23 protein-coding genes, 17 tRNA genes, 1 rRNA gene, 1 pseudogene and 1 riboswitch are annotated in these 23,672 nt (G+C 44.8%); of the genes and pseudogenes, 35 read left to right on the plus strand and 7 right to left on the minus strand.

The window, feature by feature from the left end; genetic code table 11:
• Nucleotides 1-75: 75 nt before the first annotated feature.
• From rrf to MHB62_RS04690, 17 genes are all read left to right on the plus strand, one after another.
• Nucleotides 76-191, plus strand: a 5S ribosomal RNA gene (gene rrf / locus MHB62_RS04610).
• Between the two features lie 9 nt (nt 192-200).
• A tRNA-Asn gene (locus MHB62_RS04615) sits at nt 201-275 on the plus strand.
• 5 nt (nt 276-280) lie between these two features.
• Nucleotides 281-372: transfer RNA gene (locus MHB62_RS04620), tRNA-Ser, on the plus strand.
• Between the two features lie 34 nt (nt 373-406).
• A tRNA-Glu gene (locus MHB62_RS04625) sits at nt 407-478 on the plus strand.
• Between the two features lie 9 nt (nt 479-487).
• Nucleotides 488-563: transfer RNA gene (locus MHB62_RS04630), tRNA-Val, on the plus strand.
• 9 nt (nt 564-572) lie between these two features.
• Nucleotides 573-649 (plus strand) — tRNA-Met (locus MHB62_RS04635).
• A gap of 11 nt (nt 650-660) precedes the next feature.
• A tRNA-Asp gene (locus tag MHB62_RS04640) sits at nt 661-737 on the plus strand.
• Nucleotides 738-749: 12 nt separating this feature from the next.
• A tRNA-Phe gene (locus MHB62_RS04645) sits at nt 750-825 on the plus strand.
• A gap of 5 nt (nt 826-830) precedes the next feature.
• Nucleotides 831-903: transfer RNA gene (locus MHB62_RS04650), tRNA-Thr, on the plus strand.
• A 22-nt stretch (nt 904-925) separates the two neighbouring features.
• Nucleotides 926-1,010 (plus strand) — tRNA-Tyr (locus MHB62_RS04655).
• 5 nt (nt 1,011-1,015) lie between these two features.
• Nucleotides 1,016-1,089, plus strand: a tRNA-Trp gene (locus MHB62_RS04660).
• Nucleotides 1,090-1,113: 24 nt separating this feature from the next.
• Nucleotides 1,114-1,189, plus strand: a tRNA-His gene (locus tag MHB62_RS04665).
• A 9-nt stretch (nt 1,190-1,198) separates the two neighbouring features.
• Nucleotides 1,199-1,270, plus strand: a tRNA-Gln gene (locus MHB62_RS04670).
• A gap of 49 nt (nt 1,271-1,319) precedes the next feature.
• Nucleotides 1,320-1,394, plus strand: a tRNA-Gly gene (locus tag MHB62_RS04675).
• 5 nt (nt 1,395-1,399) lie between these two features.
• Nucleotides 1,400-1,470 (plus strand) — tRNA-Cys (locus MHB62_RS04680).
• A gap of 7 nt (nt 1,471-1,477) precedes the next feature.
• Nucleotides 1,478-1,566, plus strand: a tRNA-Leu gene (locus tag MHB62_RS04685).
• Nucleotides 1,567-1,831: 265 nt separating this feature from the next.
• Nucleotides 1,832-1,913: transfer RNA gene (locus MHB62_RS04690), tRNA-Leu, on the plus strand.
• Between the two features lie 78 nt (nt 1,914-1,991).
• Here MHB62_RS04690 and spo0M read toward each other — a convergent pair.
• Nucleotides 1,992-2,768 (minus strand): sporulation control protein Spo0M, encoded by a 777-nt coding sequence (spo0M, locus tag MHB62_RS04695; RefSeq protein ID WP_003233481.1) that lies wholly within the window; start codon nt 2,766-2,768, stop codon nt 1,992-1,994.
• A gap of 141 nt (nt 2,769-2,909) precedes the next feature.
• Between spo0M and MHB62_RS04700 the strand changes: the two genes are divergently transcribed.
• On the plus strand, nt 2,910-3,113 hold the full coding sequence (locus tag MHB62_RS04700) for a hypothetical protein (RefSeq protein ID WP_014479229.1): 204 nt from the start codon (nt 2,910-2,912) through the stop codon (nt 3,111-3,113).
• 74 nt (nt 3,114-3,187) lie between these two features.
• Here the strand turns inward: MHB62_RS04700 and MHB62_RS04705 are convergent, their stop codons facing one another.
• On the minus strand, nt 3,188-3,460 hold the full coding sequence (locus MHB62_RS04705) for a spore coat protein (RefSeq protein ID WP_072692951.1): 273 nt from the start codon (nt 3,458-3,460) through the stop codon (nt 3,188-3,190).
• Between the two features lie 38 nt (nt 3,461-3,498).
• On the opposite strand from MHB62_RS04705, the pseudogene MHB62_RS04710 reads away from it, so the two are divergent.
• Both MHB62_RS04710 and thiC read left to right on the plus strand, forming a co-directional pair.
• A pseudogene (locus MHB62_RS04710) lies at nt 3,499-4,193 on the plus strand (Type 1 glutamine amidotransferase-like domain-containing protein).
• Between the two features lie 69 nt (nt 4,194-4,262).
• A riboswitch (TPP riboswitch) is annotated at nt 4,263-4,370 on the plus strand.
• Between the two features lie 132 nt (nt 4,371-4,502).
• Nucleotides 4,503-6,275, plus strand: coding sequence for a phosphomethylpyrimidine synthase ThiC (gene thiC, locus MHB62_RS04715; RefSeq protein WP_032721208.1), 1,773 nt, complete (start codon nt 4,503-4,505; stop codon nt 6,273-6,275).
• 37 nt (nt 6,276-6,312) lie between these two features.
• Here the strand turns inward: thiC and MHB62_RS04720 are convergent, their stop codons facing one another.
• A complete protein-coding gene (locus MHB62_RS04720) occupies nt 6,313-7,668 on the minus strand; it encodes an FAD-binding oxidoreductase (RefSeq protein ID WP_032721209.1) in 1,356 nt (451 codons plus the stop codon).
• Between the two features lie 250 nt (nt 7,669-7,918).
• Here MHB62_RS04720 and senS point away from each other — a divergent pair, with 250 nt between their 5' ends.
• Nucleotides 7,919-8,101, plus strand: coding sequence for a transcriptional regulator SenS (gene senS / locus MHB62_RS04725; RefSeq protein WP_029317517.1), 183 nt, complete (start codon nt 7,919-7,921; stop codon nt 8,099-8,101).
• A 41-nt stretch (nt 8,102-8,142) separates the two neighbouring features.
• On the opposite strand, the gene katA is transcribed toward senS, so the two are convergent.
• Nucleotides 8,143-9,594, minus strand: a complete 1,452-nt coding sequence (gene katA, locus MHB62_RS04730) for a catalase KatA (RefSeq protein ID WP_014476225.1) — start codon at nt 9,592-9,594, stop codon at nt 8,143-8,145.
• 406 nt (nt 9,595-10,000) lie between these two features.
• On the opposite strand from katA, the gene MHB62_RS04735 reads away from it, so the two are divergent.
• The 6 genes from MHB62_RS04735 (at nt 10,001) to rpsN (ending at nt 14,785) form a co-directional block, all read left to right on the plus strand.
• The gene (locus MHB62_RS04735) at nt 10,001-10,768 is read left to right on the plus strand and encodes an ABC transporter ATP-binding protein (RefSeq protein ID WP_029726357.1); all 768 of its coding nucleotides are present in this window, start codon (nt 10,001-10,003) and stop codon (nt 10,766-10,768) included.
• A gap of 17 nt (nt 10,769-10,785) precedes the next feature.
• A complete protein-coding gene (locus MHB62_RS04740; RefSeq protein WP_032721215.1) occupies nt 10,786-11,784 on the plus strand; it encodes an aliphatic sulfonate ABC transporter substrate-binding protein in 999 nt (332 codons plus the stop codon).
• Entirely contained in the window at nt 11,781-12,611 is an 831-nt protein-coding gene (locus MHB62_RS04745) for an ABC transporter permease (protein WP_080287595.1), read from the plus strand. The genes MHB62_RS04740 and MHB62_RS04745 overlap by 4 nt, the downstream gene beginning before the upstream one ends.
• A gap of 22 nt (nt 12,612-12,633) precedes the next feature.
• Entirely contained in the window at nt 12,634-13,764 is a 1,131-nt protein-coding gene (ssuD, locus tag MHB62_RS04750) for an FMNH2-dependent alkanesulfonate monooxygenase (protein ID WP_003245787.1), read from the plus strand.
• A gap of 103 nt (nt 13,765-13,867) precedes the next feature.
• Entirely contained in the window at nt 13,868-14,404 is a 537-nt protein-coding gene (locus MHB62_RS04755) for a hypothetical protein (protein ID WP_003245073.1), read from the plus strand.
• 111 nt (nt 14,405-14,515) lie between these two features.
• A complete protein-coding gene (gene rpsN, locus MHB62_RS04760; protein WP_003233455.1) occupies nt 14,516-14,785 on the plus strand; it encodes a 30S ribosomal protein S14 in 270 nt (89 codons plus the stop codon).
• A gap of 17 nt (nt 14,786-14,802) precedes the next feature.
• Here rpsN and MHB62_RS04765 read toward each other — a convergent pair whose 3' ends face one another.
• Together MHB62_RS04765 and MHB62_RS04770 are read right to left on the minus strand one after the other, a co-directional pair.
• A complete protein-coding gene (locus MHB62_RS04765) occupies nt 14,803-15,276 on the minus strand; it encodes a lipoprotein (protein WP_003245008.1) in 474 nt (157 codons plus the stop codon).
• Nucleotide 15,277: 1 nt separating this feature from the next.
• The gene (locus MHB62_RS04770) at nt 15,278-15,478 is read right to left on the minus strand and encodes a helix-turn-helix transcriptional regulator (protein ID WP_009966860.1); all 201 of its coding nucleotides are present in this window, start codon (nt 15,476-15,478) and stop codon (nt 15,278-15,280) included.
• A 193-nt stretch (nt 15,479-15,671) separates the two neighbouring features.
• On the opposite strand from MHB62_RS04770, the gene MHB62_RS04775 reads away from it, so the two are divergent.
• Nucleotides 15,672-15,745: transfer RNA gene (locus tag MHB62_RS04775), tRNA-Gly, on the plus strand.
• Nucleotides 15,746-15,835: 90 nt separating this feature from the next.
• Here MHB62_RS04775 and MHB62_RS04780 read toward each other — a convergent pair.
• Nucleotides 15,836-16,459, minus strand: coding sequence for a B3/4 domain-containing protein (locus MHB62_RS04780; RefSeq protein ID WP_003245517.1), 624 nt, complete (start codon nt 16,457-16,459; stop codon nt 15,836-15,838).
• A gap of 82 nt (nt 16,460-16,541) precedes the next feature.
• Between MHB62_RS04780 and queG the strand changes: the two genes are divergently transcribed.
• The 7 genes from queG to prkA all read left to right on the plus strand — a co-directional run bounded on the left by queG (nt 16,542) and on the right by prkA (nt 23,658).
• Complete coding sequence (queG, locus tag MHB62_RS04785) at nt 16,542-17,702, plus strand: tRNA epoxyqueuosine(34) reductase QueG (protein WP_404978345.1); 1,161 nt, start codon at nt 16,542-16,544, stop codon at nt 17,700-17,702.
• Nucleotides 17,703-17,768: 66 nt separating this feature from the next.
• Nucleotides 17,769-18,704, plus strand: coding sequence for an amidase domain-containing protein (locus MHB62_RS04790; protein ID WP_010886452.1), 936 nt, complete (start codon nt 17,769-17,771; stop codon nt 18,702-18,704).
• Between the two features lie 37 nt (nt 18,705-18,741).
• A complete protein-coding gene (gene trmL, locus MHB62_RS04795) occupies nt 18,742-19,224 on the plus strand; it encodes a tRNA (uridine(34)/cytosine(34)/5-carboxymethylaminomethyluridine(34)-2'-O)-methyltransferase TrmL (protein ID WP_010886453.1) in 483 nt (160 codons plus the stop codon).
• 125 nt (nt 19,225-19,349) lie between these two features.
• A complete protein-coding gene (locus MHB62_RS04800; protein WP_015715554.1) occupies nt 19,350-19,991 on the plus strand; it encodes a YhbD family protein in 642 nt (213 codons plus the stop codon).
• Nucleotides 19,982-20,695: a polymer-forming cytoskeletal protein gene (locus MHB62_RS04805; RefSeq protein ID WP_015715555.1), complete on the plus strand. Its 714-nt coding sequence runs from the start codon at nt 19,982-19,984 to the stop codon at nt 20,693-20,695. The genes MHB62_RS04800 and MHB62_RS04805 overlap by 10 nt, the downstream gene beginning before the upstream one ends.
• A gap of 11 nt (nt 20,696-20,706) precedes the next feature.
• Complete coding sequence (locus MHB62_RS04810) at nt 20,707-21,414, plus strand: hypothetical protein (protein ID WP_015715556.1); 708 nt, start codon at nt 20,707-20,709, stop codon at nt 21,412-21,414.
• Nucleotides 21,415-21,762: 348 nt separating this feature from the next.
• The gene (prkA, locus tag MHB62_RS04815) at nt 21,763-23,658 is read left to right on the plus strand and encodes a serine/threonine protein kinase PrkA (RefSeq protein ID WP_015715557.1); all 1,896 of its coding nucleotides are present in this window, start codon (nt 21,763-21,765) and stop codon (nt 23,656-23,658) included.
• The last annotated feature ends 14 nt before the right edge of the window (nt 23,659-23,672 follow it).

Here is a 23,672-nt window from a genome sequence, read left to right on the forward strand (position 1 = left end):
AGAGAATAAGTTTTTCAAAAAAACACTTGATTTTCTCAAGAATACATAGTATAATGTTAAATGTCACTGAAATTGTCTGGTGATGATGGCGAAGAGGTCACACCCGTTCCCATGCCGAACACGGAAGTTAAGCTCTTCAGCGCCGATGGTAGTCGGGGGTTTCCCCCTGTGAGAGTAGGACATCGCCAGGCAGACTTCATTCCGCAGTAGCTCAGTGGTAGAGCTATCGGCTGTTAACCGATCGGTCGTAGGTTCGAATCCTACCTGCGGAGCCATTATTGGAGAGCTGTCCGAGTGGTCGAAGGAGCACGATTGGAAATCGTGTAGGCGGTCAACTCCGTCTCAAGGGTTCGAATCCCTTGCTCTCCGCCACTGATACTTATACATAATTACAATTGAAAGTCTGGGCCCGTTGGTCAAGCGGTTAAGACACCGCCCTTTCACGGCGGTAACACGGGTTCGAATCCCGTACGGGTCATTATATGATGGAGGATTAGCTCAGCTGGGAGAGCATCTGCCTTACAAGCAGAGGGTCGGCGGTTCGAGCCCGTCATCCTCCACCATTATATCATCGCGGGGTGGAGCAGTTCGGTAGCTCGTCGGGCTCATAACCCGAAGGTCGCAGGTTCAAATCCTGCCCCCGCAACCAAATTTTAAAATGGTCCGGTAGTTCAGTTGGTTAGAATGCCTGCCTGTCACGCAGGAGGTCGCGGGTTCGAGTCCCGTCCGGACCGCCATTTGAATACTTAGGCTCGGTAGCTCAGTTGGTAGAGCAACGGACTGAAAATCCGTGTGTCGGCGGTTCGATTCCGTCCCGAGCCACCACCTATGCCGGTGTAGCTCAATTGGTAGAGCAACTGACTTGTAATCAGTAGGTTGGGGGTTCAAGTCCTCTTGCCGGCACTGTTTTTTCAAAATTTAATGTGGAGGGGTAGCGAAGTGGCTAAACGCGGCGGACTGTAAATCCGCTCCCTCAGGGTTCGGCAGTTCGAATCTGCCCCCCTCCACCATTTATAGGGGCATAGTTTAACGGTAGAACAGAGGTCTCCAAAACCTCCGGTGTGGGTTCGATTCCTACTGCCCCTGCCAAATTTATGACATCTTGAGATTATGGCGGTTGTGGCGAAGTGGTTAACGCACCAGATTGTGGCTCTGGCACTCGTGGGTTCGATTCCCATCAATCGCCCCATATTATCATTGGGCTATAGCCAAGCGGTAAGGCAACGGACTTTGACTCCGTCATGCGTTGGTTCGAATCCAGCTAGCCCAGTCTCACTTTTTATATCAACTGCATATAATGTATTAAGTCCATTAAAAATGCGGAAGTAGTTCAGTGGTAGAACACCACCTTGCCAAGGTGGGGGTCGCGGGTTCGAATCCCGTCTTCCGCTCCAATTACGGCGGCATAGCCAAGTGGTAAGGCAGAGGTCTGCAAAACCTTTATCCCCGGTTCGAATCCGGGTGTCGCCTTCTTATTGCCGGGGTGGTGGAATTGGCAGACACACAGGACTTAAAATCCTGCGGTAGGTGACTACCGTGCCGGTTCAAGTCCGGCCCTCGGCACCAATTTTACTTACATGGTAAGTTGAATTGGTGTTTGTGTTTTATCATTATAACTAATCATATTAATGATCTACATAAGTAGATCATTTTTTTAATGCTTTGATTTATCATAACAAGTTAAGTTCCGAGGCCTATTATAAAGCGGCTGTATAGCTAGTCTTTCAACACTTTTATTTTATATTTCCATAAAAACTTTTTTGAAATACGTTGACACTTTATGAGATCCATGATATATTTATATTCGTCGGTTAGATACGATGTAAAACTTGCCGGTGTGGCGGAATTGGCAGACGCGCACGACTCAAAATCGTGTTCCTTCTGGAGTGTCGGTTCGACCCCGACCACCGGTATACTGAAAAACCCGTTTCTTAACAGAAACGGGTTTTTATTTTTTATTAAAGAAAAGGAGCCGAGGCTCCTTTTTATACTTACTCAGCGTATTGGTCTAGGATCTCTTCTAGCACCTCTTCTAGCTCTTCTGTATCTTCAAGCTCTGATTGGCTGAAACGGACGCGTACAAGCTGTTCTCCGTCATTATACATCTCTTCCAACCACCCTCGGAGTCCTCTTGCTCTGCGGTCGACTTCGAAAATGATTTCCAAACCGTCTTCGTCTAAAAGGAAAATGAGCTCTAATTCATCAAGCATCTGACGATAATATCCGGAAGTCGGAACGAATTCGAATTCTTGAACGAACGGAAGACGACGCTGGAAGTAGGGCGCTTGTTCGCAGTCTGCTTCGTTAAGACGGAAGCCCAGGTTTTCGATTGCTTCAAGCACATTTTCAATCCAAGGGTGCGCTTCAACGAAAATGCGGTCATGATCGGATTTATCGATACCGCCTTGAATGTCAAGGTCTGTCACCACGGCAACCTCTACTTTCCCTACAGTGATCGGCGTATCTAGAGGCAGAGTGAATGTGAACGGAAATTGATGCTCTTCACCAGGCTGTATGGTAAATGAACCAGTGACCCGGAAAGAATGAATTGTAGCGTATTTCCGGTGCTCTTCATCGTCTTTTACAATGACATACCGTGTGCTAAGCTGTAAATCGATATAACGGATGTCCTGAGCGATTTTTCCGCCTTTGACATGTACCGTTCCCTGTACTTCTTCTCCTGGAAAATATGCGTCTTTTTCTAAAATTGTATCTACTTTTGCAGCTCCAATTCCGGCACTTGCCGCAAGCTTCTTAAAAAATGACATGTTAGATCTTCCCCTTTTTCTTTTTTCTCAACAGATATACGTAAGAAGGAGGAAAAAAGATTCGTTTGATTCATACTTTTTTCCTATTATTCGTCTCGGCCTAGGGACAGACTAAGAATAATATTGAAAATAAAGGAGTGGATGGAAGTGAATAAAGAAAGTTTGGTTGCAGATGAATTACACAGAATGTTTTTGGCTGGTGAGCTGCAAATCACAGTAGAGGAGGATATAAACAATATTTCCGAAAGGCTGAGAAACGGCGATCTCAGTTTAGACCGATTAAGCGGTGAAGACGCGTTTATAAAAGAAACGGTAAATGAGGCTTTAAGAAGAGTGGAGCAATAAAAAAGAGACGGCATCTCATCTTTGAGATCCCGTCTCTTTTTGTGGTCTTTACTGCAAGATAAAAGCGTAATTGCTCACCCGAGCCACCCCTTTTCTAACAGAAGATCTGACAGTTCATCATGGAGATAAACAGTTGTATCTAATTGATCATGCAATGCTCTTCTGATGTGGGGATTTTCGGCTTCTGTTATTGCGACAGTGTATTTGTTAATGCTGGTTTTTATTGTTGTTAACAAATCAAGAATATCTTTGGGACAAAGACTTTGTTCAATGGGAAACCACCTCCTTTGTTTTTTTAGCAGCTCCTGATAAGAAAGTATTTGGCTTTGTTTCTTGCTTCTATACAAAATGCTATAATAAGCAACAAATTTTGTTGGGGGGTGTGATGATGAAGCAGATTATTGCGATGGGAGGCGGGGGTTTTTCGATGGAGCCGGATAATTTGTCCCTCGATCAATATATCCTCAATCAATCAAAACGAGAGCAGCCTCGTATTTGTTTTTTGCCGACGGCGAGCGGAGATTCCCAAAACTATATTCAGCGGTTTTATCATGCATTTCAAACATTGGATTGCGTGCCGTCTCATTTATCTTTGTTTAAACCGCCATCATCAGATTTAGCTTCTTTTGTTATGGAAATGGACGTGATTTATGTTGGCGGGGGAAATACGCGGAATTTACTTGTGTTATGGAAAGAGTGGGGGCTTGACCATATTCTCAGGGAAGCATGGAAGAACGGTGTGGTTTTAGCTGGAATAAGTGCCGGTGCGATCTGCTGGTTTGAAGAAGGGGTGACAGATTCAGCCGGACCGCTGACAAGTTTGAAAAGTTTAGGTTTTTGCAAGGGAGCTTTTGTCCCCATTATGACGGGGAAAAGGATCGGAGACCGGCATACCACCAGCTGATATCTAACAAGTTCTTATGCAGTGGCTATGCAGCGGATGATGGGGCTGCTCTCCATTTCATAAATGATCAGCTGTTTCAGACTGTGAGTTCAAGGTCGGGTGCAAAGGCATATCGGGTGATGATGGCTGAACATGAAATAGCTGAAATCCCGTTGCCGGTCAAATATTTAGGGTGAAATTGGCTGAATATTATCTATATTCCTCTTTTTTTCAGATTGATTTTATGATAAGATGAGTGCGAAATCAATAGTTACTGGGGGTGCCCGCTTTCGGGCTGAGAGAGAAGGTAAGCTTCTTAACCCTTTGGACCTGATCTGGTTCGTACCAGCGTGGGGAAGTAGAGGAATTGTTTTTGTTATTGTCGTGCTGGGCAATAATATGTTTCTTTCTGACTGTAACCGGGTTCATTTATATGAATCCGGTTTTTTGTGCTGGTTATGGGCTTGATTTTGTCCTTTCAAACGTAGAGAGGGGAAGGAAAAGTAATGCAAAACAATTCAGTGCAGCAAGCCAACATTTCCATTATGTCAAGTTTTTCAGGCAGCAAGAAGGTATACGTGGAGGGATCTTCTTCGGACATCCAAGTACCGATGAGGGAGATCCTATTGAGTCCGACGACGGGATCGTTCGGCGAAGAGGAAAACGCGCCTGTGCGTGTCTATGATACAAGCGGACCGTATACGGACCCTGAAGTAACCATTAATATTCAAGAAGGATTAAAGCCGCTCCGCCAAAAATGGATCACAGAGCGCGGTGACGTGGAAGAGTATAAAGGTCGGGCTATAAAACCAGAAGATAACGGTTATAAAAAAGCAAATCCAAACGTAAGCTACCCAGGATTAAAGCGGAAACCGCTGAGGGCGAAGGCAGGTCAAAATGTCACACAAATGCACTATGCAAAAAAGGGGATCATTACACCTGAGATGGAATTTATCGCCATTCGTGAGCATGTGTCTCCTGAATTCGTCAGAGACGAGGTAGCCAGCGGCCGGGCGATTATTCCTTCAAACATTAATCACCCTGAAAGTGAGCCAATGATTATCGGCCGGAATTTTCATGTGAAGATTAATGCAAATATCGGGAATTCAGCGGTTACGTCATCCATTGAAGAAGAAGTGGAAAAAATGACGTGGGCCATCCGCTGGGGAGCGGATACGATGATGGATCTCTCTACCGGAAAAGATATTCATACGACGCGTGAATGGATTATCCGCAATTGCCCCGTGCCTGTGGGAACTGTTCCGATTTATCAGGCGCTTGAAAAAGTAAACGGCGTAGCTGAGGATTTAACGTGGGAGATTTATCGTGATACGCTAATCGAGCAGGCAGAGCAGGGAGTGGATTATTTTACGATTCACGCGGGTGTTTTGCTTAGGTATGTACCGCTGACTGCCAAACGGACAACTGGTATCGTGTCACGCGGGGGAGCGATTATGGCGCAGTGGTGTCTGGCTCATCATCAAGAAAGCTTTTTATACACACATTTTGAAGAAATATGTGAGATTATGAAAATGTATGATATTGCTTTCTCTCTTGGGGATGGTTTGCGTCCCGGATCAATTGCTGATGCCAATGACGAAGCGCAGTTTGCTGAATTAGAGACGCTTGGAGAGCTGACGCAAATTGCCTGGAAGCATGATGTTCAGGTGATGATTGAGGGTCCTGGCCATGTTCCGATGCATAAAATCAAAGAGAATGTCGATAAACAAATGGACATTTGTAAAGAAGCGCCTTTTTACACATTGGGGCCGTTGACAACGGATATTGCTCCGGGATATGACCATATTACTTCAGCGATCGGAGCGGCGATGATCGGTTGGTACGGGACAGCAATGCTTTGTTATGTAACGCCGAAGGAGCATTTGGGGCTGCCAAATCGTGATGATGTTCGTGAAGGAGTCATTACATATAAGATCGCTGCGCACGCTGCGGATCTTGCAAAAGGGCATCCCGGAGCACAAACCCGGGATGATGCGTTATCGAAAGCCCGTTTTGAATTCCGCTGGCGGGATCAGTTTAATTTATCTCTTGATCCGGAGAGAGCCCTTGAATACCATGATGAAACTCTGCCTGCTGAAGGAGCAAAAACCGCTCACTTTTGTTCCATGTGCGGTCCGAAATTTTGCAGCATGAGAATTTCACAGGATATTCGGGATTATGCGAAGAAAAACGATCTCAGTGAAGCAGAAGCCATAAATAAAGGATTAAAAGAAAAAGCAAAAGAGTTTGTCGATACGGGAAGCAATTTATATCAATAAAAAAGATGAAGATGGAGAATGCTCCATCTTCATTTTTTTAGAAAAACAGAGAGCGTCGAAGCGGAGGAATACTCTGTTCAAAGCGGAAAACATTTTCGGGATCATATTTCGTTTTGACACGGCGGAGTCGTTCAACGTTTTCGCCGTAATATGTTCTTGGCCAGTTTCTGATTTCGATATCTGGCCAATTTACGTAGTCTCCCATCGTTTCTCTCGAAAGGGACGTTCTCAGCCCCTCAATCCAGCGGACATTTTGTCTTTTTTCTTCAGGAGATGTCCAGTTTGTTAAGTATTCCTGGGCGATGATTGCATCACGATAATAAAATGCCGTTTGGTCGGGAGCGATCCGTCCGGCTGCCCCGCCGAGTGCTTGCTGCCAGACACTGGCGTTTTGATTCGGAGCGTGCTCTAAAAAGTGTTTTATTGTTGAAATCGCACGTTCTGATAATGGCTTTTCAATGAAAGAGCCGGAGCGTTTCATTTTTTGAGGCTGATTGCCTCCCGGGCTGTTAAAAAAGGTTACCGCTTCGATGAACGGCATTGTTTTTAAAATTCCGCTTGTTGGGCTTCCTGCTTTCAATAAAGGCTTTAACAGTTTTTTTAACTCTGTTTTTGGCCCGACAAATTGGCCGAGGGCTTCTATGCGGTTTACTTCTTTAGGCCAAAACTCTATTGATGATGTAAGCCGGTCATCTGTATACGGGGCCCAGTGCTGCCACGTGTTAAATACTTCCTCAAAATCATCCCATCCCCATGTTATAGAAAAAATCGACACTTGAGAGATGGGCACTGCTTTAAATGTCATGGAGGTGACTATGCCGAAATTGCCTCCTCCGCCTCCCTGAGACGCCCAAAATAAGTCTGGATGATTTGAACAGCTGACTGTAATCAGATCAGCGCCCTCTTTTTCGTCTGCTACGATCATCTCAAGCTGCACGAGGCTGTCGCAAGTAAGGCCGGCAGCCCTTGTTAAAAGTCCAATTCCCCCTCCGAGAGTTAAACCTGTGAGCCCTACATTAGCAATGGTGCCTGCGGGAAGCGTCAGGCCGTATTGCCAGAGTGTCCGATAGACTTCTCCCAATTCAGCCCCCGCTTCAATATAGGCCAGCTTTTTATCCTGATTCACAGTTATTTTTTTCATTTCGCTTAAATCAATAACAAGACCGTTATTTAAAAGGGAAAAGTTCTCATAGCTGTGTCTGCCGCCTCTAATACGGAAAGGCACACGGTTTTCACGCGCCCATTTCAGCGCATTGAGTGCATCCTGTTTGTTTTGGCAAAACACAATGATGTCAGGATACCTTTCTAAGCTTAGGTTAATATTGGTTCTTGCTTCGTTATAGTCCGGATCATCCCGTGTCACGATACGTCCGGTCAATTTTGTCTTTTCCACACTCCCACATCTCTTTCTCTCGTATTCTAGTTTCTCTAGCTTATGCGTCAGGGGAAAAGAGTGTATAAGGAAAAAGCGGGGATGCAATCTGATACAGTGTCAACTCCCTTAAAAAATAGTTGACAGGTCGGTATTGTATGAATTAACATGGTCAGTACAAATTTTTCAAATTTATCGCGCTGATCGGAACACCGAAGGCTCTTATCGTTTAGATAAGGGCCTTTTTTGTATGAAAAAGGAGGGATTATTGATGGGAGTCAAAAAAGAAAAGGGGAGAAAACGATTCAGGAAGCGAAAAACCTACGGGAATCAGATTTTGCCGCTTGAGCTGCTGATTGAAAAAAACAAACGAGAGATTATAAACAGCGCGGAGCTCATGGAAGAAATTTATATGAAGATTGATGAGAAGCATACGCAATGTGTAACTAAATAGAAAAAAACCCGCTGATTACAGCGGGTTTTTGCATTTCTACATTAAGCATCTTTTTTAATCGGCAATCCAAGGCCTTCTGCCACGCGTTTTCCGTATTCAGGATCCGCTTTGTAGAAGTGCTCGATTTGGCGCAGCTTGATTTCTTCTTTTTCTACCGGCTTCATAGCATTAACGATATTTTCAACAAGGCGGGTACGTTCATCTTCACTCATTAAACGATACAGATCACCGGCTTGAGTGTAGTGATCGTTGTGATCGTAGCTTACGCTGTCAGCGATGCCTTGTACCGGATATGCTGCTTGCTTATCCTCAGGTGACTCTTTTGGACCGCCGAAGCTGTTAGGCTCGTAATACACAGATCCGCCGCCGTTATCATCAAAGCGCATTTGTCCATCACGCTGATAATTGTTTACTTTGTTGCGTGCGCGGTTGATTGGCAGCGCTTGATGGTTTGCACCGACACGGTAGCGGTGTGCATCATGATAAGCAAACAGTCGGCCTTGAAGCATTTTATCCGGTGAAACATCAATACCAGGCACGAGTGTTCCAGGTGAAAATGTCGCTTGTTCTACCTCTGCAAAGTAGTTTTCCGGATTTCTGTCTAGAACCATGCGTCCGACCTCGATTAACGGGTAGTCTTTTTGAGACCAAACTTTTGTGACATCAAACGGATCGAAACGGTACGTGTTTGCATCTTCTAAAGGCATGATTTGCACATATAGTTTCCATGCAGGATAATCACCGTTTTCGATTGCATTGAAAAGGTCTTCTGTATGGTAATCAGGGTTTTCACCGGCAATTTTTGCTGCCGTATTGACATCAAGGTTTTTCACGCCTTGTTCCGTTTTAAAGTGATATTTAATCCATACGCCTTCGCCTTCGGCATTTGTCCATTTGAATGTATGGCTTCCGAAGCCGTGCATGTGGCGAAGTGTTGCAGGAATTCCGCGGTCAGACATCAGGATTGTCACTTGGTGAAGTGACTCTGGTGAAAGTGACCAGAAATCCCATACAGCCGTTGGGTTTTTCAGGTGTGTTTTTGGATCTCTTTTTTGTGTATGGATGAAATCAGGGAACTTAATCGCATCGCGGATAAAGAATACAGGCGTATTGTTGCCGACGATGTCGTAGTTTCCTTCTTCAGTATAAAATTTAACAGCAAATCCGCGCGGGTCGCGAACTGTGTCAGCAGAGCCAAGTTCACCGGCAACTGTTGAGAAACGGATGAACAACGGTGTGCGTTTGCCGACTTCAGAAAGGAAAGCGGCTTTCGTGTATTTTGTTACGTCGTTTGTCACTTCAAAATATCCGTGTGCGCCTGCTCCTTTGGCGTGAACAACACGTTCAGGAACACGTTCTCGGTTGAAATGGGCCAATTTTTCGAGTAAATGTACATCTTGAATTAAAGTTGGTCCGCGAGAACCGGCAGTCATTGAGTTTTGATTATCTCCAACCGGAGCGCCCCAGCTAGTTGTCAGTTTATTTGAACTCATGTTATCACCTCTTGGAATTTATAAGAACATAATATCATCTCTAAGTAAAAAGTCAATATTATTTTATAATTATTATAAAATAGTTATCTCTATTAATCGATATATAGTATCGAAATTGTTGAAAAACCTTGTTGTAACAGCTTTTTATGACACTTAATAATTTTTGGAGAAATAATTTTTCCTTCTCTATTTGCGAAACAAGCAGAGTAAGTGATAAACAAGGATATCAAAAATCGTATTTAAAAAAGAGTTGACATATCGGAATAATTTGAATTAACATGTTATTCAAACAAAAAAACAATTGGGCAGCTGATCGGACCGCCGAAGGCTCTCATCTCTACAAGAACAGAGATGGGGGCCTTTTTGTTTTTTTGAAGGCGGGGTTGGCAGAAAGAGAGGGATAAAAGTGGCTGTGACCATCAGCATCAAAGAAAAGGCATTTGTTCAAGAGGGCCGCAAAAACACGGTCTTAGAGAACATAGAATTATCAATCGCACCAGGCGAATTTCTAACGCTTATCGGACCGAGCGGGTGCGGAAAAAGCACCCTGTTAAAGATTATTGCAGGGCTTGATTCTGAATATGACGGGAGTGTTGAAATTAACGGCCGCAGCGTAACAGCTCCGGGTATTCAGCAAGGATTTATTTTTCAGGAACACCGCCTCTTTCCTTGGCTGACTGTTGAGCAGAATATTGCCACCGACTTGAATTTGAAGGACCCAAAAGTCAAACAAAAGGTGAATGAACTGATCGAGATTGTCAGATTGAAAGGATCGGAAAAAGCATATCCGCGCGAGCTGTCAGGCGGCATGTCACAAAGAGTAGCCATCGCCCGGGCCCTTCTGCGGGAGCCTGAGGTGCTGCTTTTAGATGAACCGTTTGGTGCACTCGACGCTTTTACAAGAAAACACCTGCAGGACGTGCTGCTGGATATTTGGAGGAGGAAAAAAACAACGATGATTCTCGTGACTCATGATATAGATGAATCTGTTTATTTAGGAAATGAGCTTGCGATCCTTAAGGCCAAACCGGGGAAAATCCATAAGCTGATGCCCATTCAGCTGGCGTATCCGCGAAACCGGACGACTGCGGATTTCCAGGCGATCAGACAGAGAGTGCTGTCGGAATTCGAGAAAACAGAAGATTTGGAGTACGCAGATGGATCAGGGATATAGAAAGGGCGGAAGCGGAAATGAAAAAAGGACTCATTGTATTGGTAGCCGTTATTTTTCTGCTCGCAGGCTGTGGAGCGAATGGAGCCAGCGGTGACCACAAACAATTGAAGGAAATTCGTATTGGTATTCAGCAAAGCTTAAGCCCGCTTTTGATCGCAAAGGAAAAAGGCTGGTTCGAAGATGCATTTGAAAAAGAAGGCATCAAAGTGAAATGGGTGGAGTTTCAAAGCGGTCCGCCCCAATTTGAAGGCCTTGCGGCAGACAAACTTGATTTTTCTCAAGTCGGTAATTCGCCTGTGATCGCTGGACAGGCGGCAGGCATTGACTTTAAAGAAATCGGTTTGTCTCAGGACGGCTTGAAAGCAAACGGCATCCTTGTCAATCGAAACAGCGGCATTCAAGACGTTAAGGACTTAAAGGGGAAGAAAATTGCAGTCGCCAAAGGCAGCAGCGGGTTTGATTTTTTGTATAAAGCGCTTGATCAAGTGGGGTTGTCAGCTAACGATGTGACAATTATTCAGCTTCAGCCTGATGAAGCAGCTTCCGCATTTGAAAACGGATCTGTTGATGCCTGGTCCATTTGGGAGCCGTACTTGTCCTTAGAAACAATGAAACACGGAGCAAAAATCCTTGTGAACGGAGAAAGCACAGATTTATATTCACCGGGTTTTACTTTAGTAAGAACAAAGTTTTCAGAAGAGCATCCAGACGAAGTGGCCCGTTTTCTGAAGGTGTTTAATAAAGCCGTTGTATGGCAAAAGGAACATCTGGATGAAGCAGCGGACTTGTATTCTGACATTAAAGATCTCGATAAAAAGGTCGTCGAAAATGTGCTGAAAAATACTGAACCTCTGAATGAGGTCATCAGTGACGACATTGTGAAAGCGCAGCAGGAAACAGCAGATTTTCAATTTCGAACAAAGGCGATAGATAAGAAGATTGATGTGAAGGATGTTGTCGATAACACTTTTATCAAAAAAGCATTAAAGGAACATTCCTCAGGAGGTGATCAATGATGAAAGCAGAGGCTGCGGGCTCGCTGCTCAAAACGAATGCGGAAGCGGTGCGAAAAAAGCCCGGAAGGAAGAGATACGGCTGGATGAAGGGGCTTTTACTGCCCGCTGTCATCATTGCCATCTGGCAGGTCATCGGCGGGCTGGGGGTTGTGTCTGCTACAGTGCTGCCTACACCTGTTACGATTGTTCTGACCTTTAAGGAGCTTATTTTGTCCGGCGAACTGTTCGGCCATCTGCAAATCAGCATTTATCGGGCGGCGCTTGGTTTTTTGCTTGGCGCGGGGCTTGGATTGATGATCGGGATTTTGGCCGGATTTTCCAAACGGACGGAGCTGTATCTTGATCCGTCGTTGCAAATGCTTAGAACCGTACCTCATCTGGCCGTCACGCCGCTGTTTATTTTATGGTTCGGATTTGACGAAGTATCTAAAATTTTGCTGATTGCGCTCGGTGCCTTCTTTCCTGTCTATATCAATACGTTTAACGGCATCCGCGGGGTTGACGCGAAGCTGTTTGAAGTCGCCCGGGTGCTTGAATTTAAATGGCATCAGCAGATATCCAAAGTGATATTGCCGGCAGCCCTGCCCAATATATTGCTAGGCATTCGCTTATCGCTCGGCATTGCATGGCTCGGGCTCGTTGTGGCAGAGCTGATGGGCTCAAGCTCGGGAGTCGGCTATATGATCATGGATGCGAGACAGTTTTCACAAACGAATAAAGTCTTTGCAGGGATTATCATTTTTGCAGTGGTTGGAAAGCTGACGGATTCCTTCGTCAGGCTGCTTGAACGAAAGCTGTTAAAGTGGAGAAACAGCTACGAAGGATAAAAGATATAAAGGGGAGATGAATATGGAAATTCTTTGGTTTATACCGACTCATGGAGACGCGAGATATTTAGGATCTGAAAGTGATGGACGGACTGCGGATCATCTTTACTTTAAACAAGTCGCGCAGGCGGCAGACAGGCTGGGATATACAGGAGTTCTTCTGCCAACGGGAAGATCGTGCGAGGACCCGTGGCTTACAGCGTCGGCACTGGCAGGAGAAACAAAGGACTTAAAGTTTTTAGTCGCGGTAAGACCTGGTTTAATGCAGCCTTCTCTGGCAGCCAGAATGACATCCACCCTAGACCGCATTTCAGACGGCCGGCTGCTGATCAACGTTGTGGCAGGGGGCGATCCGTATGAGCTGGCAGGCGATGGCCTGTTTATCAGCCATGATGAGCGCTACGAGGCAACAGACGAATTTTTAACCGTTTGGCGGAGACTTTTGCAGGGAGAAACGGTTTCCTATGAAGGAAAGCATATAAAAGTGGAAAACAGCAATCTGCTTTTCCCGCCGCAGCAAGAGCCGCATCCGCCCATCTATTTCGGTGGTTCGTCACAGGCTGGAATTGAAGCTGCCGCAAAGCATACAGACGTGTACTTGACATGGGGTGAGCCGCCTGAACAAGTAAAAGAAAAGATAGAAAGAGTCAAAAAGCAAGCGGCAAAAGAAGGGAGATCCGTTCGATTTGGCATTAGGCTGCATGTCATTGCCCGTGAAACTGAACAAGAGGCATGGGAAGCGGCAGAGCGCTTGATCAGCCACTTGGATGATGACACCATTGCCAAAGCGCAGGCAGCTTTGAGCCGTTACGACTCTTCAGGCCAGCAGCGGATGGCCGTCCTTCATCAAGGCGATCGGACGAAGCTTGAAATCAGCCCGAATCTGTGGGCGGGGATCGGCCTGGTCAGAGGAGGGGCAGGAACAGCTCTTGTCGGTGATCCGCAGACGATTGCCGACCGGATAGCGGAGTACCAGGCACTCGGCATAGAATCGTTTATATTCTCCGGCTATCCGCATTTAGAAGAAGCGTATTATTTTGCAGAGCTTGTATTTCCGCTTTTGCCGTTTGAAAATGATCGGACGAGAAAGCTTCAGAACAAAAGGGGAGAAGCGGTAGGAAACACTTATTTTGTCAAAGAGAAAAATGCATGAGTTTAACTAAAATACAGCCCCCCGAACATGGTATGATATTCAAAAAAAGGGGGCTTTTTTTCTGAAAACATTGAGAAGCGCGGCAGTCATTTGCCTCATAGCTATGCTGTCAGCATGCGGACATTCAAAACAGATGGAAATCAAAGCGGCGGACATATCAGATCTTGAAAAAAACAGAATGGATGTCGCAGCTTCACAGGCATTCACTGCCGAAGCCGTCAATATCGGTGAAGGTATTTCTTCAGCTGACATGTACATCGAACATTATCAAAAGGGAAAGCTTGTTGAGAGGTTTGGACCGGTTCGTGCAGATTATTCAGAGGAAAAAACTGATACCATACAATTTGTTTATTTTGAGAATGAAGAGGGGGAAGGAAAGAATAAACATACCACCATTCATTTTGGCATTGTGGATAAACAGGGAACTATAGCGGCTGATTCATCGGTGAAACGCGACGATAGCACAACACAGGAAATGACTCAGAATATTTCATCGCCGGAACCGATTACTTTCGAGAAGCCTGCTTTGATCGGCAGCAGTATTAGAGGGACTGACGAGACAATGCACACCTCTGAACATAAAAAAGAGCTCATTAAGCATCAAGATGCGTTACTGTATTATGTGGAATTGCATCATTAGAATGGGCGGCTTCAGGCCGTCTGTTTTACAAAGCGGTATGCTTGCTTTTTTGAATGGTGCATGATACATTTTAAATCGTAACAATTTCGATTTAAAGGGAGGCTATGTGACTTGGCTAAAAAATCAAAAGTGGCAAAAGAGTTAAAACGCCAACAGCTTGTTGAGCAATACGCTGGTATTAGACGCGAGTTGAAGGAAAAAGGAGATTACGAGGCACTCAGCAAGCTGCCAAGAGATTCAGCACCGGGAAGGCTTCACAACCGCTGCATGGTAACGGGGCGCCCGAGAGCATATATGAGGAAGTTTAAAATGTCCAGAATCGCTTTCAGGGAGCTGGCCCATAAAGGCCAGATTCCCGGTGTGAAAAAAGCAAGCTGGTAAGAAAAAACTCCGGCCGATTACAGCGCGCCGGAGTTTTTTTCGTTTTTCTTGAAAGAGATGACGTAGGAAAGGTGCTGGATGATCATGATGATAAACACAATAATAATAGGGAAAAACGGAATGCGCGATTGAAATAGCGGATAAAAAATGAGAAGAACCGCTGCGGCAGGCAGCGAGAAGTAGACAGCGATATATGACGCGCGACATGCTTTTGCCGTCATCATCTGCTCTCTTTCATCCTGCTCTTCAAACTCATCAGGCAGAAGTAGCTGCTTTCTGGCAGGGCGGCTTTTTTTCTGTAAGTACAAATAAACCGCAGACGCCGCAACAAACAGAATAAAGGGAGTGAGGTTTAAATCAAATACCATCCCGCCGCTCTTTGTGCCGAAAAAAGATGCTATGCCTTCTGAGGCTTCAAAGTATGAAATCAGCGCCCAGCATGCAAGGCCAAATAAAACAAGGTGAAAAGCTGCTTTTGTTTTCATGCTCATCTTAGTTTTCCTCCTCTAACCAAAAGACATCCTCCATTTTCATGGAGAAGGCTTTGCAGATTTTCAGTGCTAACAGCAGTGAGGGAACATAATCGCCTTTTTCAATCGCTGCCACAGTCTGTCTTGTGACGCCGACCGTTTCTCCGAGTTTTTCCTGAGAATAGCCGAAGCGTGCCCTCAGCTCTTTTACTTTATTTTTCATCATGACGTCTGTCCCCTTCACAATCTCGATTGATTATATTGTATAGTATACTTAACATTATGTAAATGGAACTTAACAACTTTACAAAAAGATAACTTTTTTTCGACAAAATTTTTATATTCCCTTGACGAAAAATAAATAAACATGTAATATAAAAAAAGTCAGAGCGGTACTGTTGCTGACAATCACAAATGCGGGTGTAGTTTAGTGGTAAAACCTCAGCCTTCCAAGCTGATGTCGTGAGTTCGATTCTCATCACCCGCTCCATACATACGTTATTAACGCAGTGTTTCGTTTCTCAGATAAACGAAGTATTGCGTTTTTTTATGTGAAAAAGAACACGGTATTCGTGTTCTTTTACGTAAGCCAATGTACTGTATGGGTGCCGCCGTGAATTTGTTCAAACATTTTCGTTAATGATGATAAGAGGTTAACAGCGCTGCTTTTCTCAATCGATGGCGGGAAAAAAATGATTTGCAGCATATTCTTAGTCTCGTTTGAAACGGGATAGTGGTTGACGCTGTTTTTGAAATCGCCAAAAATGCCGTTTTCATCAGAGAAAAGCAGTATGTTTTCTTTTTCTCCCAATGAGATCCGGACCGGCTCATGAAGCTTTCCGGCATCATAAATCATAATAGGCAGAGAATATTTTAATGCGAAAAAATCGATTGTGTCATGGGCCGAGTCTTTACTTTCCATGAATTGTTCCTTGGATATCGGGACCAGCATGTCCTCCATTGGGGTTGTTTCTCCCTCAAATGAAGGGTTAAGCTGTTTAAAGAGTTTCTGCCATTCCTTGACGAAGGATTCATCGGATATACCGCCGTCCGCATAGTCGAAAAACAAGGATTCTTGAAACAGGCGGAGTCTGCCTTTCAGCATTTGCGGTGAGGAGCCGACTTCGATATTCTCATAAATGACAGCAGCTGCATGTAAGCCGGCCGCACGTTCAGTAATAACAGAATCAAGTTTGATATTCACTAGCATTCACTCCAGTTACGTGATATCAACCTATTATAAACGCTGTGTCGTTTTATCACAAAGAAAGGAGGCTGTGCAAAACATGAACGTTTATCAGCTCAAAGAAGAATTAATTGAATACGCGAAAAGCATTGGCGTAGACAAGATTGGTTTTACGACCGCTGATACTTTTGACAGTTTAAAAGACCGTTTGATTCTTCAAGAATCACTCGGCTATCTCTCCGGCTTTGAAGAGCCAGATATCGAAAAAAGGGTGACGCCGAAGCTTCTTTTGCCGAAAGCGAAATCAATAGTGGCAATTGCTCTCGCATATCCTTCCAGAATGAAGGATGCGCCGAGAAGCACGAGAACTGAGCGCAGGGGCATTTTTTGCAGAGCTTCCTGGGGAAAAGACTATCATGATGTGCTGAGGGAAAAGCTTGATCTGCTGGAGGATTTTCTAAAAAGCAAGCATGAGGATATCAGAACGAAGTCAATGGTTGATACAGGTGAATCGTCTGATCGCGCCGTTGCGGAACGTGCCGGAATCGGATTCAGTGCGAAAAACTGTATGATCACAACACCCGAGTATGGCTCTTATGTGTATTTGGCGGAAATGATCACAAATATCCCTTTTGAGCCTGATGTGCCGATTGAAGATATGTGCGGGTCCTGCACGAAATGTTTGGACGCCTGTCCGACGGGAGCACTGGTTAATCCCGGGCAGCTTAATGCGCAGCGCTGCATCTCTTTTCTGACCCAGACAAAAGGATTTTTGCCTGATGAATTCCGGACAAAAATCGGAAATCGCCTGTACGGGTGCGATACGTGCCAAACGGTATGCCCTCTCAATAAAGGGAAGGATTTTCATCTTCATCCGGAAATGGAGCCTGATCCTGAGATTGCCAAACCGTTATTGAAGCCGCTTTTGACCATCAGCAATCGGGAATTTAAGGAGAAATTCGGGCATGTCTCAGGTTCTTGGCGCGGGAAAAAACCGATTCAGCGAAACGCCATTCTCGCGCTTGCGCATTTTAAGGATGCTTCCGCACTGCCTGAATTGACGGAACTGATGCACAAGGATCCGCGTCCTGTCATCAGGGGGACAGCCGCATGGGCAATCGGAAAAATCGGAGACCCCGCCTACGCGGAAGAGCTTGAAAAAGCGCTGGAAAAAGAGAAGGATGAAGAGGCAAAGCTGGAAATTGAAAAAGGAATTGAGTTGCTAAAAGCTTCAGGCATGACTAAACAAGGCCTGTCCTGACATACGTATAGAGCAGAAGGAAAAAACACTTGAGATCATCCAAGTGTTTTTTCTCTATAAAAAAGTATGGCGGGTGGGGTGAGCTTGAAGTACATTTTAGAACAATTAGCGGAGGAGCGGCTGGGCTTTCTGGTTAACGGGCATGCTATGAGACAGGAGTCTCAAGTCGGAGACCTTAAAGTCATGGAGCGTAAGAAAAAGCTTCTGGAAAAACGTAAAGTTGACATCATAAAAGCGAAAGCAAAGGCCGTGATTAATCATGTGCGGGTTGAGGATGACGGAACGACCTGCCTTTCGTATACCATTCATTACGAATACGTGTGTAAGGAACAAGATGACAGCTTGTATATAGAAGAGCACATAGAGGAGCGAATGGCTTTCCTGTATGATCACATTTTGATTAGTGATCAGGAAATTGCGAAAAAGCCGGCTGGATTTCATGAAGGGACCAGTATTATTGACTATTCTGAAGCTGAAGAGGAAAGAGAAGCGTTTGGCAGGGCTTTTCAATACGATCGTCTCGGCGCTGTCCAATATGCCGAGAAATTTTGGAACAAGCGCAATCCTGCTTATAAAAATTTCAGCGATAACTGTACAAATTTTATTTCTCAGTGTCTTCATGCAGGAGGCGCGCCGATGCGCGGTCATCCGAACAGGGGATCAGGCTGGTGGATGAAACAAAGCTCATGGAGCTACAGCTGGACGGTGGCTCACTCTATGAAAATGTATTTGTCGAATTCAAAGGCCGGACTGCGTGCGGTGCGGGTGAAATCAGCGGAAGAACTGATGCCGGGCGATGTGATTTGCTATGACTTCGAAGGAGACGGCCGGTTTAATCATACAACGATTGTCGTGGCAAAGGACAAAGGCAATATGCCGCTTGTCAACGCCCAGACTTATGACAGCAGGATGAGGTATTGGTCATATGAGGATTCTACGGCATACACGCCGTCAATACGATATGCCTTTTTTCATATCGTTGATGATACGACAAAAGAGTAATTAATGTTATAATGATGGGCGGATAAGAAAAACAGAGGTGAACATTGTGGCATTACATGTCGTTTTATATCAACCAGAAATTCCCGCTAACACAGGGAATATTGCACGTACTTGTGCAGCAACCAATACAACGCTACACCTGATTCGTCCGCTCGGCTTTTCAACGGATGATAAAATGCTGAAGCGTGCCGGACTCGATTATTGGGAGTTTGTTAACGTTGTGTATCATGATTCGTTAGAAGAATTGTTTGAGGCATATAAAAAAGGCAAGTTTTTCTTTATTACAAAATTTGGCCAGCAGCCTCATACATCATTTGATTACACTGATCTTGACGAGGATTATTTCTTCGTGTTTGGAAGAGAAACAAGCGGTTTGCCAAAGGATTTAATTCAAAATAATATGGACCGCTGCCTGCGTCTTCCGATGACAGAGCACGTCAGATCGTTAAACCTGTCCAATACTGCCGCGATTCTTGTTTATGAAGCGCTGCGCCAGCAAAATTACCGTGATTTAAAATAGTGAAAAAACCCGCTCATCGATGATGGGCGGGTTTTTTTGCGGATGTTGAAATGCTTTGTTTCGTTTTTGGGCTTAACAACGTAACAGTGTTATGTTACAATGTACCCATCAAAGGAGCTGGACTTATGGAAGAACAATTAATCTCTAAAAAAGAATTACTTGAAAGAACATCGATTTCATACGGTCAGCTGTATCGATGGAAGCGGAAAAACTTAATACCTGAGGAATGGTTTATTCGTAAATCCACATTTACAGGGCAAGAGACGTTTTTTCCGAGAGAGGAGATTTTAAAGCGTATATCAATGATTCAAAAGATGAAAGAAAATTTGTCTTTGGATGAAATGAGGGAAATGCTGTCGCCGAAAATGAAGGATGTCAGCATGACCGCTGATGAATTGCTTCATAAAGGTTTGGTTTCAAGGCCTGCTCTTGAAGCCTATTCAGAAGACGGAGGAAGTCCGGTTTTCTCATCCAGGGATTTGCTTTCGCTGTATGTGCTTGAGGGACTGCTGCAGTCTGGAAATGTCAGCCTTGCAGAAGCAAAAATGGCTGCAGAGGTATTAAAGAAGCATGATACTGAAGAGATTGAAAAACAGACGGAGCTGATTGTGCTCCGCAAGCTCGGTGTCACAACTTGTTTTATAGCGGCTGCGGCGGACAGCATTTTGTTTGAATCATCCGTAAAGGTTGTGGAACGGGTAGATTTATTAAAAGCTTCAGAGGAATTAAAAACAACATTTATGCAGGAGGGCCATCGATGGATGTAGTGGAAAAGCTGGTGATAAACGGATCAGGAAGTTCAAAGGGAGGAACATTTCAATCTGTTGAGATTAATGGCAGCGGGACAGTGGCCGGGGATGTGGAGTGTGACACTTTTTCTTTTAATGGAAACGGAAAAGCTGACGGCAGCGTCAAAGCGAAAGCGGTAACCATCAGCGGTTCAGGAAAGATACATGGAGACGTTGAAGCAGAATCTATCCGGATGAATGGCACTGGTTTTATCCAAGGAGAGGTATCTGCAAAACAATTGAAAATCGCTGGATCATCAACATTTGGCGGCACTGTCAAGGCTGATGGCATTGACATTAGCGGAAAAGCTGTCATGGAAGCAGATTGTGAAACGGAAACCTTTCAATCAGAAGGGAAATGCCAAATCAGCGGGCTTTTAAATGCAGACCAGGTGATCATTAAGCTTTCTGCAGGGGAAAGCTATGCGCGGGAGATCGGCTGCCGCCATCTTCAAGTGACCTGCAGAAAAGGAATGCTGTCATTGCTCAGATTGATGCCGCAGCCTGTTCTAACAGCAGAGCTGATCGAAGGTGACGTGATTGAATTGACAAATACAAAGGCGAAAACCGTGCGCGGAAATAAAGTGGTCATCGGCCCGGATTGCCAGATTGAAACCGTCGAATACAGCGGGGACTATACCTGTGATCCAAGCGCATCGGTTGAAACATCCACAAAGTTGTAAGGAGGATCGTAATGGAGACAACAAAACTGGGAAATTTAAAATTATATGGCGCTGGGCATGCTGCAGGAGGCGCGTATCACAATGTCAGCATCAAAGGAGAAGGTGTAGTTGGAGACGGGCTGTCTGCTGTAGGCTGCCGCATATACGGAACGGGCCTTTTTCTCGGAAAAGCAGAGACTGAGCGGCTGCGTGTGCTCGGAGAAAGTGAATGTAAAGGCGATCTGACAGCCGGCAAAATCAATATATATGGGACAATGAAAGTCAGCGGCTCACTTCAATTTGATCGATTCAATCTGAAAGGCCAGACTGAAATTGGCGGGAATATGACTGGAGAATCCTGCGATGTGAAAGGGAAGCTTAGCGTAATAGGTGATTGTGAAACAGAAATGTTCCATGTCACAGGCTGTGTTGATGTATCGGGGTTATTAAATTCGGGTGAGATCAAGCTGAGATTGAGCCATGATATAAGCCATGTGCAGGAAATCGGCGGAACAACAATTACAGTGAAAAGACGCGCGAGTTTTTTTAGCCGGAAGAAAGGGAAGCTGATCGCCGATGTCATAGAAGGCGATCGGGTTTATTTGGATAATACCGAAGCGGCAGTTGTCAGGGGAAAAGAAGTGATCATCGGGCCGGGATGCAGCATCGGAACGATTGAGTACGAAAACAAATGTGAATGCGATCCGCATTCACAGATTAAAGAAAAAACAAAACTGTAAAACATTGTTCTGTTATACAAAAAGGTGCTCTTTCAGGAGCACCCTTTTTTATTCTTTTCCAGGCTTGCTATCGTATCCTGCGGTAAAAATTGATACTAAAAAAGTGACAATGACACCCATCATGATGATTGTTTTCACCGTCTCTCCCCCTCTTCAATTTTTCCGTGCTGTCCGAGTCTGGATGATTCTGTATTTTTCTTTATTATGAACGGTCGCGGTCTGCCTTGTCAACGATGTATAAGTATCTTTATTTTTAAGAAACCAAAGCATGTATCACGAGATGGCGGCATAGATTGTATCAAAGTACCTTATTTGCATAGTGTATCAAACATGATAGAGGAGGTCCTTATGGATATATTAAAGAAAATTGAACAGTACAGAGAGGAAGAGCAGCGGCTGAAATGGGAAGGAACTTTCGCCGATTATTTGGAGATTATTAAAGAAAATCCGATGGTCGCGCAATCTGCTCATTCTCGAGTTTTTAATATGATAAAAGACAGCGGGATAGAGGAGATTGACGGGCGCAAGAAGTACAGTTTTTTTGACCGCGAGCTGTTCGGGCTTGAAGAATCTCTGGAGCGTCTTGTGGAAGAGTATTTTCATCCGGCTGCCAAACGTCTAGATGTCAGAAAGCGGATTCTATTGCTGATGGGGCCTGTGAGCGGCGGTAAATCCACGCTGGTCACAATGCTTAAAAAAGGTCTCGAAGCATACACGCTGACAGATAATGGCGCTGTATATGCGATTAAAGGCTGCCCGATGCACGAGGACCCTCTACATTTAATCCCCCATCATTTACGCGATGACTTTTACAGAGAATACGGCATTAGAATAGAAGGAAGTCTTTCTCCTTTAAATGTCATGAGGCTGGAGGAAGAGTACGGAGGAAGAATTGAGGATGTGAAGGTGGAGCGCATCTTCTTTTCAGAAGATAAGCGTACGGGAATTGGAACATTCAGTCCCTCTGATCCGAAATCTCAGGATATTGCCGATTTGACGGGGAGTATTGATTTCTCAACAATCGCCGAGTACGGTTCAGAATCAGATCCGCGCGCTTATCGGTTTGACGGAGAGCTGAATAAAGCGAACCGCGGGATGATGGAGTTTCAGGAGATGCTGAAATGTGATGAGAAATTTCTCTGGCATTTGCTTTCCTTGACACAGGAAGGGAATTTTAAAGCTGGGCGGTTTGCGTTAATTTCTGCTGATGAGCTGATCGTGGCTCACACGAATGAAACAGAGTATCGCTCATTTATTTCTAATAAAAAGAATGAAGCCCTGCACTCAAGAATCATCGTGATGCCAGTTCCTTATAATTTAAAAGTGTCTGAGGAAGAGAGAATTTATGAAAAAATGATCGCAGAAAGCGATGTGGCGGATGTTCATATTGCCCCGCATACGTTGAAGGTCGCCGCGATGTTCTCAATCCTTACCCGGTTAAAAGAGCCGAAGCGGTCGGATATTGATCTGGTCAAGAAAATGAGACTGTATGATGGAGAAAGTGTGGAAGGATATAATTCTGTCGACGTTGAGGATATGAAAAAAGAATATAATGATGAAGGCATGAGCGGCATTGATCCGCGGTACGTCATCAACCGGATTTCTTCAACGATTATCAGAAAAAATATGGAATCGATTAATTCTCTCGATGTCCTTCGCTCCTTAAAAGAAGGTCTTGATCAGCACCCATCAATTTCAAACGAGGACAGGGAGCGGTATTTGAATTTTATTTCTGCCGCCCGCAAGGAATATGACGACATTGCGAAAAAGGAAGTTCAAAAAGCGTTTGTGTATTCGTATGAAGAATCAGCAAAAACACTTATGGACAATTACCTCGATAACGTAGAGGCTTATTGCAATAAAAACAAGCTTCGTGATCCTTTGACAGGAGAGGAAATGAACCCTGACGAAAAGCTGATGAGATCCATCGAAGAGCAGATCGGCATTTCGGAAAACGCCAAAAAAGCGTTCCGCGAAGAAATTTTAATCCGCATCTCAGCCTATGCGAGAAAAGGCAAGCGGTTTGATTACAATTCCCATGAAAGACTGCGTGAAGCTATTCAGAAAAAGCTGTTTGCTGATCTGAAGGATGTCGTTAAAATTACGACCTCAACAAAAACGCCGGATGAGCAGCAGCTGAAAAAGGTAAATGAAGTCGTGGCCCGTTTAATTGATGAGCACGGCTACAACTCGACGAGCGCCAATGAGCTGCTGAAATATGTCGGCAGCCTGCTGAACCGATAAGCAACGTGACCCGT

The sequence above is a fragment of the Bacillus sp. FSL K6-0255 genome, assembly GCF_045040725.1.
Taxonomy (GTDB): Bacteria; Bacillota; Bacilli; order Bacillales; family Bacillaceae; genus Bacillus; species Bacillus subtilis.